General features: G+C 75.0%; 13 protein-coding genes and 1 pseudogene. 11 read left to right on the forward strand and 3 right to left on the reverse strand.

Annotation, left to right across the window (positions count from 1 at the left end; translation table 11 throughout):
• The coding region (locus tag NFX44_RS30840; RefSeq protein ID WP_262287119.1) for a GPP34 family phosphoprotein at positions 1-672 on the reverse strand (672 nt) is incomplete at its 3' end.
• Positions 673-770: 98 nt separating this feature from the next.
• A complete protein-coding gene (upp, locus tag NFX44_RS30845; RefSeq protein WP_262287120.1) occupies positions 771-1,403 on the reverse strand; it encodes a uracil phosphoribosyltransferase in 633 nt (210 codons plus the stop codon).
• 136 nt (positions 1,404-1,539) lie between these two features.
• Between upp and deoC the strand changes: the two genes are divergently transcribed.
• The 10 genes and pseudogenes from deoC to NFX44_RS30895 all read left to right on the forward strand — a co-directional run bounded on the left by deoC (position 1,540) and on the right by NFX44_RS30895 (position 12,681).
• Positions 1,540-2,499, forward strand: a complete 960-nt coding sequence (gene deoC, locus NFX44_RS30850) for a deoxyribose-phosphate aldolase (RefSeq protein WP_262287121.1) — start codon at positions 1,540-1,542, stop codon at positions 2,497-2,499.
• A gap of 5 nt (positions 2,500-2,504) precedes the next feature.
• Positions 2,505-3,935, forward strand: a complete 1,431-nt coding sequence (locus NFX44_RS30855) for an aldehyde dehydrogenase family protein (RefSeq protein ID WP_262287122.1) — start codon at positions 2,505-2,507, stop codon at positions 3,933-3,935.
• The gene (locus NFX44_RS30860) at positions 3,928-4,752 is read left to right on the forward strand and encodes an aldehyde dehydrogenase family protein (protein WP_262287123.1); all 825 of its coding nucleotides are present in this window, start codon (positions 3,928-3,930) and stop codon (positions 4,750-4,752) included. Before NFX44_RS30855 ends, NFX44_RS30860 begins: the two co-directional genes overlap by 8 nt.
• Before the next feature lie 33 nt (positions 4,753-4,785).
• Positions 4,786-5,214, forward strand: a complete 429-nt coding sequence (locus NFX44_RS30865) for a BlaI/MecI/CopY family transcriptional regulator (protein WP_091260462.1) — start codon at positions 4,786-4,788, stop codon at positions 5,212-5,214.
• 10 nt (positions 5,215-5,224) lie between these two features.
• Positions 5,225-6,130, forward strand: coding sequence for a M56 family metallopeptidase (locus NFX44_RS30870; protein WP_262287124.1), 906 nt, complete (start codon positions 5,225-5,227; stop codon positions 6,128-6,130).
• A 100-nt stretch (positions 6,131-6,230) separates the two neighbouring features.
• A complete protein-coding gene (locus tag NFX44_RS30875; protein ID WP_262287125.1) occupies positions 6,231-7,478 on the forward strand; it encodes a cytochrome ubiquinol oxidase subunit I in 1,248 nt (415 codons plus the stop codon).
• A gap of 11 nt (positions 7,479-7,489) precedes the next feature.
• A complete protein-coding gene (locus NFX44_RS30880; RefSeq protein ID WP_262287126.1) occupies positions 7,490-8,521 on the forward strand; it encodes a cytochrome d ubiquinol oxidase subunit II in 1,032 nt (343 codons plus the stop codon).
• Positions 8,518-10,194, forward strand: a complete 1,677-nt coding sequence (gene cydD, locus NFX44_RS30885; protein ID WP_262287127.1) for a thiol reductant ABC exporter subunit CydD — start codon at positions 8,518-8,520, stop codon at positions 10,192-10,194. The genes NFX44_RS30880 and cydD overlap by 4 nt, the downstream gene beginning before the upstream one ends.
• A 20-nt stretch (positions 10,195-10,214) precedes the next feature.
• Positions 10,215-11,933 (forward strand): annotated as a pseudogene (gene cydC, locus NFX44_RS30890) (thiol reductant ABC exporter subunit CydC); the annotation flags it as partial.
• 58 nt (positions 11,934-11,991) lie between these two features.
• Positions 11,992-12,681, forward strand: coding sequence for a permease prefix domain 1-containing protein (locus NFX44_RS30895; protein WP_262287128.1), 690 nt, complete (start codon positions 11,992-11,994; stop codon positions 12,679-12,681).
• A gap of 83 nt (positions 12,682-12,764) precedes the next feature.
• On the opposite strand, the gene NFX44_RS30900 is transcribed toward NFX44_RS30895, so the two are convergent.
• Positions 12,765-13,106 (reverse strand): PadR family transcriptional regulator, encoded by a 342-nt coding sequence (locus NFX44_RS30900; RefSeq protein WP_262287129.1) that lies wholly within the window; start codon positions 13,104-13,106, stop codon positions 12,765-12,767.
• Positions 13,107-13,253: 147 nt separating this feature from the next.
• Between NFX44_RS30900 and NFX44_RS30905 the strand changes: the two genes are divergently transcribed.
• Positions 13,254-14,243: a DNA primase gene (locus NFX44_RS30905; protein WP_262287130.1), complete on the forward strand. Its 990-nt coding sequence runs from the start codon at positions 13,254-13,256 to the stop codon at positions 14,241-14,243.
• Positions 14,244-14,247: the final 4 nt, after the last annotated feature.

Consider the following 14,247-nt stretch of genomic DNA (forward strand, 5'->3'; position numbering starts at 1 on the left):
GCGTTTGCCCAGGGCGGCATCCACCGCCTGGGCCAGGGCGGCGATGACCAGGCTCACCGAGGGGCGGACGACGCTGTCGTCGAGGCTCACCGTGCCGGAGAAGCCGGCGCCCGTGGCGATCTCCTCCAGGCGCTTGCCGGCCTCCTCGGCGGCCGTGCCGGTCAGGCCCAGCGCCGGCTCCATCCGCAGCACCGCGACCAGGGTGGCGAGCGCGGCGGTCCGCTCGTCGGGGAGCTGCCCGGCAATGAGCGCCTCGGCCAGCCGCTGCCGGATGTCGGCCTCCACCGAGGCGTCCGCGACCGGGTAGCGGTGCACGTGGATGAAGCCCAGCTCGGTCTCGTCGACGTCCCGGACCACGCCCCGGCCGCAGAGGTCGCCGAGGATCCGGTCGCGCAGGCCGTGCCGCAGCCGCTGCACCCACGAGGACGGGGTGTGCGGGGTGTCGGCGGCGATCCGGCCGAGGACCTCGTCGGCGATCGGCTCCCCGGTCGGCGCCGGGTCGACCACCGCCAGGTTCCCGTCGGCGTACGCGATCCGGCCGGCCAGGGCCAGCTCGACCAGCACCGCGGCGGCCATGCCGAGGTCCAGGCTGATCCGCGGCATGGTGGCCTTGCCGGTTTCGTCGTCATAGGCGAGGAGCAGCAGCTCTTCGGCGAGCGCAACACCAGTCATGGCCCGAGACGGTAGCGGCTGGGCGCACCCCGCGCACGGACTCGCCGGGTCAGGTGTCGGGGCGGCCCGCCGGCGCTGCCGGCGGGCCGGTCCGTGGGTCAGAAGCGGGGCATGCCGCCGAACTGGCGGTCCCCGGCGTCGCCGAGGCCCGGGACGATGAACATCCGGTCGTTGAGGCCCTCGTCGATCGACGCGGTGACCAGGCGCAACGGCAGCCCGGACCGCTCCAGCCGCGCGATGCCGGCCGGCGCGGCCAGCACGCAGAGCACGGTGATGTCGGTGCAGCCGCGGTCGGCGAGCAGCCGGCAGCCGTGCTCCAGCGAGCCGCCGGTGGCCAGCATCGGGTCGAGCACCAGCACCGGCAGGCCGGCGAGATCCCGGGGCAGCGATTCCATGTAGGCGCGCGGCTCGTACGTCTTCTCGTCGCGGGCCAGGCCGACGAAGCCCATCGACGACTCGGGCAGGAGGCCGAGCGCGGCGTCGGCCATGCCGAGACCGGCCCGCAGCACCGGCACGAGCAGCGGCGGGTTCGCCAGCCGGGTGCCCTCGGTGCCGGTGACCGGGGTCTGGATCGAGTACTTCTCGACGGGGAACGAGCGCGCGGCCTCGTACACCAGCATGGTGGTGAGTTCGTGCAGCGCGGCCCGGAACGACGCGGAGTCGGTCCGGGAGTCCCGCATGGCGGTCAGCCGGGCCTGGGCGAGCGGGTGGTCAATGACGTGTACGTCCACGATCGCTCAACCTACCGGTCGCGGGGCGGGCGCATCGCGGGTGCGGGCGGACCAGCGACGCCGCTCACGTGCGGCACCCCGGGCCGGCCGAGCGTGACCAAGATCACCCGACGCGCGGGTGCGTAGTATTCGAGGCATGACGGCGACAGCGACGTCGGCCCGGTCGGAGCTCTCCGAGCTGGGACGATCCGAGACCGCTCTGCGGACCTTCCTGCACGGCCTGCCCGGCGTGGACCAGGTCGGCGCGGAGCAGCGGGCGGCACAGCTCGGCACCCGCTCCATCAAGACCACCGCCAAGGCCCAGGCCATCGACCTGGCGATCCGGATGGTCGACCTGACCACGCTCGAAGGGGCCGACACCCCCGGCAAGGTCCGGGCGCTGGCCGCCAAGGCGCTGCGCCCCGACCCGGCCGACCCGTCCTGCCCGCACGTCGGTGCGGTCTGCGTCTACCCCGCCATGGTCCCGTACGTGGCCGGGGTGCTGGCCGGCAGCGGCGTGCACCTGGCCAGCGTGGCGACCGCCTTCCCGTCCGGCCAGGCCCCGCTGGAGGTCAAGCTCGCCGACACCCGGGCGGCCGTCGCGGCCGGCGCGGACGAGATCGACATGGTGATCAACCGGGGCGCCTTCCTGTCCGGCCGCTACAAGGAGGTCTACGACGAGATCGTGGCCACCAAGGAGGCCTGCGGGGACGCGCACCTCAAGGTGATCCTGGAGACCGGCGAGCTGGCCACCTACGACAACGTGCGCCGCGCCTCCTGGCTGGCCATGCTGGCCGGCGGCGACTTCATCAAGACCTCCACCGGCAAGGTCCCGGTCGCGGCCACCCCGCCGGTGACCCTGGTCATGCTGGAGGCGGTCCGCGACTTCCGCGCCGCCACCGGGCGGCAGGTCGGCGTGAAGCCGGCCGGCGGCATCAAGACCACCAAGGACGCGATCAAGTACCTGGTCATGGTCAACGAGACCGTCGGCCCGGACTGGCTGGACCCGGACTGGTTCCGGTTCGGGGCGTCCAGCCTCCTCAACGACCTGCTCATGCAGCGCACCAAGCTGACGACCGGCGTCTACGCCGGCCCCGACTACTTCACCCTGGACTGAACGCGATGTTCGAATACGCACCCGCCCCCGAGTCGCGCTCGGTGGTGGACATCAAGCCCTCGTACGGGCTCTTCGTCGACGGCAAGTTCGTCGACCCGACCGACGGCGGCAGCTTCAAGTCGATCAACCCGGCCTCCGAGGAGGTGCTGGCCGAGATCGCCGAGGCCGGCAGCCAGGACGTGGACCTCGCGGTCCGCGCCGCCCGCGAGGCGTACGAGAAGGTCTGGGGTCCGATGCCGGGCCGGGACCGGGCCAAGTACCTGTTCCGGATCGCCCGGATCATCCAGGAGCGCTCCCGCGAGCTGGCCGTGCTGGAGTCGCTGGACAACGGCAAGCCGATCAAGGAGTCGCGGGACGTCGACGTGCCCCTGGTCGCCGCGCACTTCTTCTACTACGCGGGCTGGGCCGACAAGCTGGAGCACGCCGGCTTCGGGGCGAACCCCGGGCCGCTCGGCGTGGCCGCGCAGGTCATCCCGTGGAACTTCCCGCTGCTCATGCTGGCCTGGAAGATCGCCCCGGCCCTCGCGGCCGGCAACACGGTGGTGCTCAAGCCGGCCGAGACCACGCCGCTGACCGCGCTGCTGTTCGCCGAGATCTGCCAGCAGGCCGACCTGCCGGCCGGCGTGGTCAACATCGTCACCGGCGCCGGCGAGACCGGCCGGGCCCTGGTCGAGCACCCGGGCGTGGACAAGGTCGCCTTCACCGGCTCCACCGAGGTCGGCAAGGCCATCGCCCGGGCGGTCGCCGGCACCCGCAAGAAGCTCACCCTGGAGCTGGGCGGCAAGGCCGCCAACATCGTCTTCGACGACGCCCCGGTCGACCAGGCCGTCGAGGGCATCGTCAACGGCATCTTCTTCAACCAGGGGCACGTCTGCTGCGCCGGCTCCCGGCTGCTGGTCCAGGAATCGGTCGCCGACCGGGTGCTGGAGTCGCTGAAGCGGCGGATGGCCCAGCTCCGGGTCGGCGACCCGCTGGACAAGAACACCGACATCGGCGCGATCAACTCGGCCGCGCAGCTGGCCCGGATCCGGGAGCTGTCCGAGGCCGGCGCCGCCGAGGGCGCCGAGCGCTGGTCGCCGCCGTGCGAGCTGCCGGACCGCGGCTTCTGGTTCGCGCCGACCATCTTCACCGGCGTCACCCAGGCGCACCGGATCGCCCGCGAGGAGATCTTCGGCCCGGTGCTGTCCGTGCTGACCTTCCGCACCCCGGCCGAGGCCGTGGAGAAGGCCAACAACACGCCGTACGGGCTGTCGGCCGGGATCTGGACCGACAAGGGGTCCCGGATCCTGTGGATGGCCGACCGGCTGCGCGCCGGCGTGGTCTGGGCCAACACGTTCAACAAGTTCGACCCCACCTCGCCCTTCGGCGGCTACAAGGAGTCGGGCTACGGTCGCGAGGGCGGCCGGCACGGGCTGGAGGCGTACCTCAATGTCTGAGCGGGTCGCGGTACGCAAGACGTACAAGCTCTTCATCGGCGGGAAGTTCCCGCGCAGCGAGTCGGGACGGTCGTATCTCGTGCAGGACTCCAACGTGTCGCTGGCCTCCCGCAAGGACGCGCGGGACGCCGTGGTGGCCGCCCGGGCCGCCGTGAAGGGCTGGGCCGGCGCGACCGCGTACAACCGCGGTCAGATCCTCTACCGGGTGGCCGAGATGCTGGAGGGCCGGCGCGACCAGTTCGTCGCCCTCGGCGCGTCCGCCGACGAGGTCGACGCGGCCATCGACCGCTGGGTCTGGTACGCCGGCTGGTCCGACAAGCTGCCCCAGGTCTACGGCGGCGCGAACCCGGTGGCCGGGCCGTACTTCAACCTCTCCGCGCCGGAGCCGACCGGCGTGGTGGCCGTGGTGGCCCCGGACTCCCCGGTGCTGCTCGGCCTGGTCAGCGTGATCGCCCCGGCGATCGTGACCGGCAACACGGTGGTGGTGGCCGCCTCCCCGTCGGCGCCGCTGGCGGCCGTGACCCTGGCCGAGGTGCTGGCCACCTCGGACCTGCCGGGCGGGGTGGTGAACATCCTCACCGGCCGGCTGTCGGAGACCGTGCCGACGCTGGCCGCGCACATGGACGTCAACGCCATCGACCTGACCGGGGTCTCCGACGCCGACCTGGCCGCCGAGCTGGAGGTCAAGGCCGCGGAGAACCTCAAGCGGGTGCTCCGGCCGGCCCCGGCCGACAACGACTGGTACGCCGACCCGGGCATCGCCCGGATGACCACGCTCCTGGAGACGAAGACCGTCTGGCACCCGAAGGGCGTGTGAACCCCCTTCTACTACGCGAGGTAGGATTACGGGGTGACTCGGCTCGGTGATCTGGAACGTGCGGTGATGGACGTGCTGTGGGACTCGGTCCCCGCCACGTCGGACGGCGTGACCGTGCGCGAGGTCGCCGACGCCCTCGACGGGCGGGAGCTGGCCTACACGACGGTGATGACCGTGCTCGACCGGCTCGCCGGCAAGGGCATGGTGCAGCGCGAGCGGGAGGGGCGGGCCTGGCGTTACCGGCCCGCCGCCACCCGCGAGGCGCACATCGCCCAGCTCATGCTCGACGCCCTCGACCTCGGCGGCAGCCGGGACGCCGCGCTGGTGCGCTTCGCCCGCTCGGTGACCGGCACCGAGGCCGAGGTGCTCCGGGCGGCGCTCAGCGCCGAGGCCGGGCTGACCGACCGGGTCGAGGACCCGCGGGCCGGCGGCCCGGCGCTCGACGAGGCGACGGACCGGTAGGGCGGCCGCCGTGGCGTACGCCCTGCACTTCGCCGCGACCATCCTGGCCTGCTGGCTGACCGCGCAGGTCCTGGCCGCCGCGCGGTGGACCTGGCAGGCCCCGCGGGTGGCGATCGTCTGCTGGCAGGCGGTCGGGCTGGCGCTCGGCCTCTCCGCCATGGGGCTGCCCATGGCGCTCGGCCTGAGCGCGTACGAGCTGCCGACCGGGAGCGCGCTGCTGACCCTCGTCGACGACCTGGCCCACGGCACGCTGCCGGCCGGGCTGGGGGCGCTGCACCTCGGCCTGGTCGGGGTCGGTTTCGGCATCGGGGCGGTGCTGCTCACCACGACCGTGCGCAGCATCCACGGCACCGTGCGCGCCCAGCGCCGGCACCGGGAGCTGCTCAGCCTGGTGGCCCGGCGGGACCCGACGGTGCCCGGGGCGCTGGTGCTCGACCACCCGAGCGCCGCGGCGTACTGCCTGCCAGGGGTGAAGCCGCGGGTGGTGGTCAGCGCCGGCACGCTCAGCCTGCTCGACCGCGCCGAGCTGGCGGCGGTGCTCACCCACGAGCGGGCGCACGCCCAGGAGCGGCACGACCTGGTGCTGCTGCCGTTCACCGCGCTCTGCCGGGCGCTGCCCTGGTTCCGCTGGGTGCGGGACGCGCACGAGCGGGTGGCGCTGCTGGTCGAGATGCGCGCCGACGACAAGGCCCGGGAGCTGCACGCCGGAGCGCCCCTGGCGGGGGCGCTGCGCCGGTTCGCCGCCGCCGGGCACCGCATCACCCCGGCCGGCACGCTGGGCCTGGGCGACCGCGACCTCGACGTACGCGTGCAGCGGCTCATGGTGGCCGACCGGCCGCCGCGGGTGCTCGGCGCCACCGCGCTGTCCGTCGCGACCCTCCTGGTCACCCTGCCGATCTCCCTCTTCCTGAGCTGACCGACGGGAACCCGACTCTGCGCCGCCACCGGGCCTCATAGGTAGCGAGGCTACGTGTAGGCTCGCTATGACAAGCGAGTCAACTAGTGGGAGGACGGTCATGGACCCCCTGCTCCTCGCCCGCCTGCAGTTCGCCACGACCACCTCGATCCACTTCCTCTTCGTGGTGGTCACCCTCGGCCTGGTCACCCTGCTGGTCGGCCTGCAGACCGCCGGCTTCGTCACCGGCAAGCCGGTGTACGAGCGGCTGACCCGCTTCTGGGGCCAGCTCTACGTGATCAACTACGTGCTCGGGATCGCCACCGGCATCGTCATGGAGTTCCAGTTCGGGCTGAACTGGAGCGGCCTCTCGCGCTACGTGGGCAACGTGTTCGGCGCGCCGCTGGCCATCGAGACGCTTGTCGCCTTCTTCCTGGAGTCCACGTTCCTCGGCATGTGGATCTTCGGCTGGCACCGGCTGCGGCGCGGCGTCCACCTGGCGCTGCTCTGGGGCGTCGCGCTCACCGCGTACGCCTCGGCGTTCTGGATCATGGTGGCCAACGCGTGGCTCCAGCACCCGGTCGGCTACGAGGTGCGCGACGGCGTCGCCCACCTCACCGACTTCGGCGCGCTGCTCACCAACCCCACCCTCGGCTTCGCCTTCGGCCACGTGGTCTCCGCCGGCCTGGTCACCGGCGGGATGCTGATGGCCGCGGTCAGCGCCTGGCACCTGATCCGGCGCACCCCGGACCACCTGCTCTTCCGGAAGTCGCTGCGGATCGGCCTGATCACCGCGGCGCTCGCGGTGACCACGCTCCAGGGCTTCGGCTTCGCGCAGTTCGGCCCGGTCGGTGAACTCCAGCCGACCAAGTTCGGCGGCGGGGCCGACCGCGACGCGCTGGTCGCCGAGTGGACCGCGACGTTCGGCCCGGGCGACTACACCCCGCCGGTGCTGTCCAACGTCGGCCTCGGCTTCATGATCCTCATCGGCTTCACGCTGGGCTGCGTCTGGTTCCTGCTGCCGCTGCTCTGGCGCGACTGGATCATCCGGCTGAAGTTCCCGCTCTGGCTCGTGCTGCTCGCCGTGCCGCTGCCGTTCGTCGCGGTGATCCTCGGCTGGATCGCCCGCGAGGTGGGCCGCCAGCCCTGGGTGGCGTACGGCCTGCTGCCGACCGGGCAGGCCGTCTCGCCGGTGAGCGCCGGGCTGATGCTCACCTCGCTCATCGGGTTCACCCTGCTGCTCGGCACCCTCGCCGTCACCAACTGGGTGCTGCTGGTCCGGCACGCCGCCCGGGGCGCGCACGACCCCGCGCTCGGCCGGCCACCCGCGCCGGACACCGACCACCACCCCCACCCCGTGTTCGCCTGAGGGAGCCCGCCGTGGAACTCGTCTGGTACGCCCTGCTCGGCCTCTTCTTCGCCGCCTACCTCGTGCTCGGCGGCTACGACTACGGCGTCGGGCTGCTGCTGGCCCGGGGCGCCACGCCCGAGGCCCGCCGGGCCGCCCTGAACGCGGTGGGGCCGTTCTTCCTCGGCAACGAGGTCTGGCTGGTGGCCGCGGTCGGCATCCTGTTCGGCGCCTTCCCCACCCTGGAGGGCGAGTTGCTCTCCGGCCTCTACCCGGCCGTGCTCGGCGCGCTCGCCGGGGTGGTGCTGGTCACGGCCGGGGTGCAGCTCCGCAGCCGGCCGCGCGGCCGGGCGGCCCGCGCCTTCTGGGACCGGGTGGTGGTGGCCGGCAGCGTGCTCGCCGCGCTCGGCTGGGGCGCGCTGCTCGGCGCGCTGCTCCAGGGCGTGCCGCCGGCCGGCCACGGGCACCCCGCCGGGGTCGGCCATTTGTTCACCCCGTTCGTGGCCGCCGCCGCGCTGGCGCTGCTCGCGCTGGTCGCCGTGCACGGTGCGACATTCCTCACGCTGCGGCTGCCGGCCGCCGACCTGCCGACGGTCGCCCGGCTGGCCCGGGGCCTGGTGCCGGCCGCGCTCACCGCGGTCGCCGCCGCCACCGCCCTGGGCCTGCTCTCCGATCGGGTACGCGCCGCGGTGGCCCGCCCGGCGGTCGCCGTACTCCTGCCGTTGGCGCTGGTGGCGGCGCTGCTGGCGGCCCGCGCGGCGCTGCGCCGGGGCCGGGCCGGGCTGGCCTTCGCGGCGACCAGCGTGGCGCTGGCCCTGCCGGTGCCGCTGGTCGGCGCGGCGCTCTGGCCCCGGGTGCTGGTCGCCACCGCCGACCCGTCCGCCGCGCAGCAGGTGACCGACGCGACTGTGCTCACCGTGGCCGACGCGGCGGCGAGCGGGCCGACGCTGGCGCTGCTGGGCTGGCTGGCGCTGCCGCTGGTGCCGGCCCTACTAGGCTTTCAGGCGATGAGCTGGTGGGTGTTCCGGGGACGGACCGACGGCAGGGCACCGGTGTACTGGTGAACCGCCGCCCGTTCGACCCGCGGCTGCTGCGCCGGGTCCCCGCGGCCCGGCGCGATCTTGCCGTGCTCGCGGTGCTCGGCGGGCTGACCGCGCTGCTGGTGGTCGCGCAGGCCACCGCGCTGGCCACCCTGCTGGCCACCGCGATCGACGGGCGGCTGCACCGGCCCGCGCTCGCCGGTCTCGTGGCGGCGGTCGCGGCCCGGGCGCTGGTGAGCTGGGCGCAGGGCACCGTGGCGGCCCGGGCGGCGGCGACGGTCAAGGCGGCGCTCCGGGCCGACCTGCTGCGCGCGGTCGGGCGGCACGGCCCCACCTGGGTCGCCGGCCGGCGAGCCGGACAGCTCGCCACCCTCGCCGGGCGCGGCCTGGACGCGCTCGACCCGTACTTCACCGGCTACCTGCCGCAGCTCGTCCTGAGCGTGACCGTGCCGCTGGCCGTGCTGGCCCGGATCGTGTTCGCCGACTGGAGCTCGGCGCTGATCATCGCGCTGACCATCCCGCTCATCCCCGTCTTCGGGGCACTGCTGGGCTGGCAGGCGCAGGCCGCCACCGAGCGGCAGTGGCGGCGGCTGTCGCTGCTCGGCGGGCACTTCCTCGACATGGTGGCCGGGCTGCCCACGCTGCGCGCGTTCGGCCGGGCCCGGGCCCAGGTCGGCGTCGTACGCCGGATGGCCGACGGGCACCGCCAGGCCACCATGAAGACCCTGCGCATCGCCTTCCTGTCGGCGCTGGTCCTCGAACTGGTCGCCACCCTCTCGGTCGCGCTGGTCGCCGTGCCGGTCGGCATCCGGCTGCTCGGCGGCGGGATCACCCTCTCCACCGCGCTGCTGGTGCTGCTGCTCACCCCGGAGGCGTACCTGCCGTTGCGGGCCGCGGGCAGCCGGTTCCACGCCAGCATGGAGGGGCTGACCGCGCTGGACGAGGCGCTCACCCTCTCCGCGACGCCGGAGGCGGCCGCACCGGAAGCCGCGCGGCCGGCGCCGGACGGCCGGGGCGAGATCCGCTTCGAGGGCGTGACCGTCACGTACGAGCGCACCACGGCCCTGCGGGACGTCACGCTCACCATCCGCCCCGGCGAGCGGATCGCCGTCATCGGGCCCAGCGGGGCGGGCAAGACCACACTGCTCAACCTGCTGCTCGGCTTCGTCACCCCGACCGCCGGCCGGGTCACCGTCGACGGCGTGGACCTCGCCGGGGTCGACCTCGACGCCTGGCGGCGGGAGCTGGCGTGGGTGCCGCAGCGGGCCCACCTCTTCGCCGGCTCGCTGGCCGACAACATCCGCCTGGGCGCCCCCGACACCCCGGACGCCAGGCTCCTCGGCGCGGTCACCGACGCCGCGCTGGACGAGGTGGTCGCCGCCCTGCCCGACGGGCTCGGCACCACGCTGGGCGAGCGCGGGCACGGCCTGTCCAGCGGGCAGCGGCAGCGGGTCGCGCTGGCCCGGGCGTTCCTCCGGGACGCCCCGCTCGTGCTCCTCGACGAACCGACCGCCCGGCTGGACAGCGCCAGCGAGGCCGTCGTGCTCGCGGCCACCCGGCGGCTGGTCGCCGGGCGTACCGCGCTGCTGGTCGCGCACCGGCCCGCGCTGCTGGAGGACGCCGACCGGATCCTCCGCGTCGAGGACGGCCGGGTCACCGAGCTGAGCCGCGTACCGGCCGGGAAGGTGACGCCATGACCGACGGACCCGAGCGGGCGGTGCTGCGGCTGGCCCGGCCCTACCTGGGCCGCCTGCTGGGCGCCGGGCTGCTCGCCGCGGCCACCGAGTTCGCCGGGCTGGCCCTGATGGCCACCGCCACCTGGCTGCTCATGAGCGCCGCCGGCCGGCCGCCGCTGGACCGGCTGACCGTGGCGATCGTCGCCGTGCGCGCCCTCGCGGTCAGCCGGGGCGTGCTCCGCTACACCGAGCGGCTGGCCGGGCACGACGCGGTGCTGCGCATGATCACCGACGTCCGGGCCCGGGTCTTCGCCACCCTGGTGGCCCGGCGCGACGCCACCGCCCAGCGCACCGGCGACGCGCTGAGCCGGCTGGTCTCCGACGTGGAGGCGGTGCAGGACCTGCTGCTGCGGGTGCTGGTGCCGGGTGCGGCGGCCGCGCTGGTGAGCGTGCTGGCCGTCGGGAGCGCCGCGCTGATCTCGCTGCCGGCCGCGGGCGTGCTCGCCGTCGGGCTGCTGGTGGCCGGGGTGGCGCTGCCCGTGCTGGCCGCCGGGCTGACCCGGCGGGCCGCCGACGAGGTGGCCCCGCTGCGCGGCGCGCTCGCGGTGGACGCGGTCGACCTGACCCACGGCGCCGCGGACCTGGCCGCCTTCGGCGCGACCGGCACGGCGCTGACCGCCGCCGAGACCCGGGCCGGCCGCCTGGCCCGGCTGGAACGCCGGCTCGCCACGACCGGCTTCGCGGTGGACGCGGCCGGGGTGCTGGTCGGCGGGCTCACCGCCGCCGCCGTGGTCGTCGTGGCGCTGCGCGCGGGCGTCGGCGGGGTGCTGGTCGGTGTCCTGGCGGTGGGCACGCTGGCCGCCGTCGAGGTGTCCCTCGCGCTGGTCGGGGCGGCCCGGCAGCGCACCCAGCTCCGCGCCGGCCTGGCCCGGGTGGCCGACCTGCTCACCGAGGCCGGGGAGCCGGCGCCCGCCCCACCCGCCGGCCCGGCGGCCGGCGGGCACGACGTCCGGTTCGCCGGTGTGACCGTCCGCTACCGGGAGGGGGCCGCGCCCGCCCTGGCCGGGGTCGACCTGGATCTGCCCGCCGGCCGCCGGGTGGCCGTGGTGGGGCCGAGCGGCGCCGGCAAGAGCACCCTGGCCGCCGCGCTCACCGGCGCCGTACGCCCGGACGCCGGCCGGGTCACCGTGGACGGCGTGGACGTGTCCGACCTGGCGGACGAGGAACTCCCCCGCGTGGTCGGCGGCCTGCTCGCCGAGGCGTACGTCTTCCACGCCACGGTCCGGGAGAACCTGCTGCTCGGGCGTCCCCGCGCCGACGAGGCGGAGCTGACCGCCGCCACCCGGGCCGCCGGGCTGCTGGACTGGGTACGCGACCAGCCGGAGGGCTGGGAGACCGTGGTCGGCGAGCAGGGCGGGCAGCTCTCCGGCGGGCAGCGGCAACGGCTCGCGCTGGCCCGGGCGCTGCTGGCCGCCCCGCCGGTGCTGGTGCTCGACGAGCCGACCGAGGGGCTCGACCCGGCGGCCGCGGACGCGGTGCTCGCCTCGGCGCTGGCCGCCACCCCGGCCGGGCACTCGGTGCTGCTGATCAGCCACCGGCTCAGCGGCCTCGCCGGCCTGGACGAGATCGTGGTGCTCGACGCCGGCCGGGTGGTGCAGCGCGGCCGGCACGAGGAGCTGGTGGCCCGGCCGGGCTGGTACCGGGAGCAGTGGCTGCTCCAGGAGGCGGCCGAGCGCGGCTACCTGGCCCTGGCCCCCTGAGCCGCTTTCCGGGGTTTTCCCCGACGCGGCCGGGCCGCCGCGATGGCAGGGTGGTGCCATGCGGGGGTACGAGGAGATCCGCGTCGACGAGCGGCTGCGCGAGCTGGCCGGGCAGCTGCACGGGCCGGCCCGGCTCAAGGCGGACCTGTTGACCGAGGCGCGGCACGCGCTGGAGGACGCCGTCGAGGCGTACCGGGAGGGGGGCCTGCCGGTCGCCGAGGCCGAGCGGCGGGCGGTGGCCGAGTTCGGCGCTCCGGCCCAGCTGGCTCCCGGCTACCAGGCCGAGCTGGCCGCCGGCGCGCTGCGGGGGCTGGCGCTGCGGGCGCTGGTGGTGGCCGCGGTGCTCATGGCCGGCGGCGACCTGACGTGGCGGGGGGCGAGCTGGAGCGACGGCCCGCGCCCCCCGGAGGGCTACCTGCTCCTCTCCGCCTCGATCAACGGCATCTGGGCGGTGATCGCCGGGCTGGCGCTGGCCGGTCTGCTGCTCGACCTGCTCGCCGCCCGGTACGCCACCCCCCTGCTGCCCCGGCTGGCCCGCGCGGCGGGCTTCGGGCTGACCGGCGGGCTGGCGGTCGGCGCGGCGGCCGGGGTGGCGCTGTTCGGCTGGTCGGTCCAGCTCTGGGACGCCGCGCTCACCTGGCCCCCGATGATCATCGGAGCGGTGCTCGTCGGCGCCGCCTGGTTCGCGCTGGCCCGGGCCGCCCGATACTGGCTGCTGAGCACCCGCGGCCCGCGGGTCGCCGGCTGACCCTCCGGGGGGCGGCTGGCTCTCGGGGGGCGGGCTGGCTATCGGGGGGCGGGCTGGCTATCGGAGCGCCGGCTGGCCCCGGCTCAGGCCGGGGTGGCCGGCGGTTCGTCGGTGCCGAGGAAGCGGCCGACCGTGGCGCTGAACTCGCGCCATCCGGCGCGCTCCCCCGCGAGGGCCCCCCGGCCGGCGTCGGTGAGCTCGTAGGTGCGCCGCTCCCGGCCGTTGACGGTGCTCCAGGCGCTGGCCACGAAGCCGGCCCGCTCCAGGCGGCGCAGCGCCGGGTAGATGGTGCCGGTGGGCAGGTCCAGGGTGCCGCCGCTGCGGGCCCGGAGCGCCTCGATGATCGCGTAGCCGTGCAGAGCACCCTGCTCCAGCACCGCGAGCAGCAGCGCATCCAGGTGTCCGTGCAGCGCCTGGGCCTTCATGCGTAGCAAGCCTACTTGTCCGCGGGTCGGGACGCCACCGGGGTGCGGCTCCCGGCGACGGCGGGACGCCCACTAGGGTATGTGCGCAGAGTCACTCGGCGGCCGACCGTCGCCGGGTGGGCAACCCGAAAGCACACGGAGGTCAGCGTGGCCCGCCAGTCGCCCCAACGGCCCGACGCCGACGAGCCCGAGCTCGACGACACCACCGCGTCGACCGCAGCAGACGAGGTCGAGGTCGACCGCCCGGCGGCGGACCGCGCGCTCTGGGACGAGCTGCGGATCGACCCGGTGGAGATCGCCCTGCCCGCCGGCACCGGCTTCACGCTGCGGGCGTACCGGCCGGCGCGCGAGCTGACCCCGACCGACGTCGCCGAGCGCGACGAGGACGACCCCTTCCTGGCCCGCCGCCAGGTCGTCGTGTCCGAGGACGACGAGGAGGTGGTGATCCTCGACGAGGAGTTCGCCGCCCTCACCGCCGAGGAGGACGAGGAAGCCGACGAGGAGAAGCGGCCCGGGCGCCGCCGGCGCGGCAAGGCCGAGGCGGCCGAGGACGAGGCCGACGAGGCCGAGGACGAGTCGGACGCCGCCGAGGCCGAGGCCGACGAGGACGAGTCGGACGAGGACGAGGACGAGGACGCCGCCGCGGGCGACGAGGAGGTGCCCGTCTTCCTCACCCACCGCGGCAAGCTGCTGCTGTTCAAGACCCCGGAGTCGCTGGTCAGTTTCATCCGTTCCGGTGCGCCCAACGACCTGTCTCAACTGGACAGCTGGAATGAACTGTCCGAACGGGTGGAACCCGCCGACATCGCCCCGCTGGACGAGGACACCTACGAGCTCGACCTGGTAGTGGAGAATCTCCGCGGCGGTCACGACGCGTGGGACCCGACGCTGCTGATCGAGGCCGGCGAGGTCGCCCGTGACCTGGCGTACGCCCTGCGGCTACCGGCGGTGCTCGACATGCTCTCCGCAGGCTCCAGCCTGGACGACCTGGACGAGGCGCTGCGCGCTTCTGTCAACGGCGGAATCGGTGGATTCCTCGGCCGGCGCCGGCTGAAGAAAATCGGGGCACAAACCGCAAGTTTGGGTTGGCGCACCATTGTCGGCAAGATCTCTGCTGTTGTGGACTGGCGCGACTGACCCG

This window comes from Micromonospora sp. MA102 (assembly GCF_025460765.1).
Lineage (GTDB): Bacteria > Actinomycetota > Actinomycetes > Mycobacteriales > Micromonosporaceae > Micromonospora > Micromonospora halotolerans.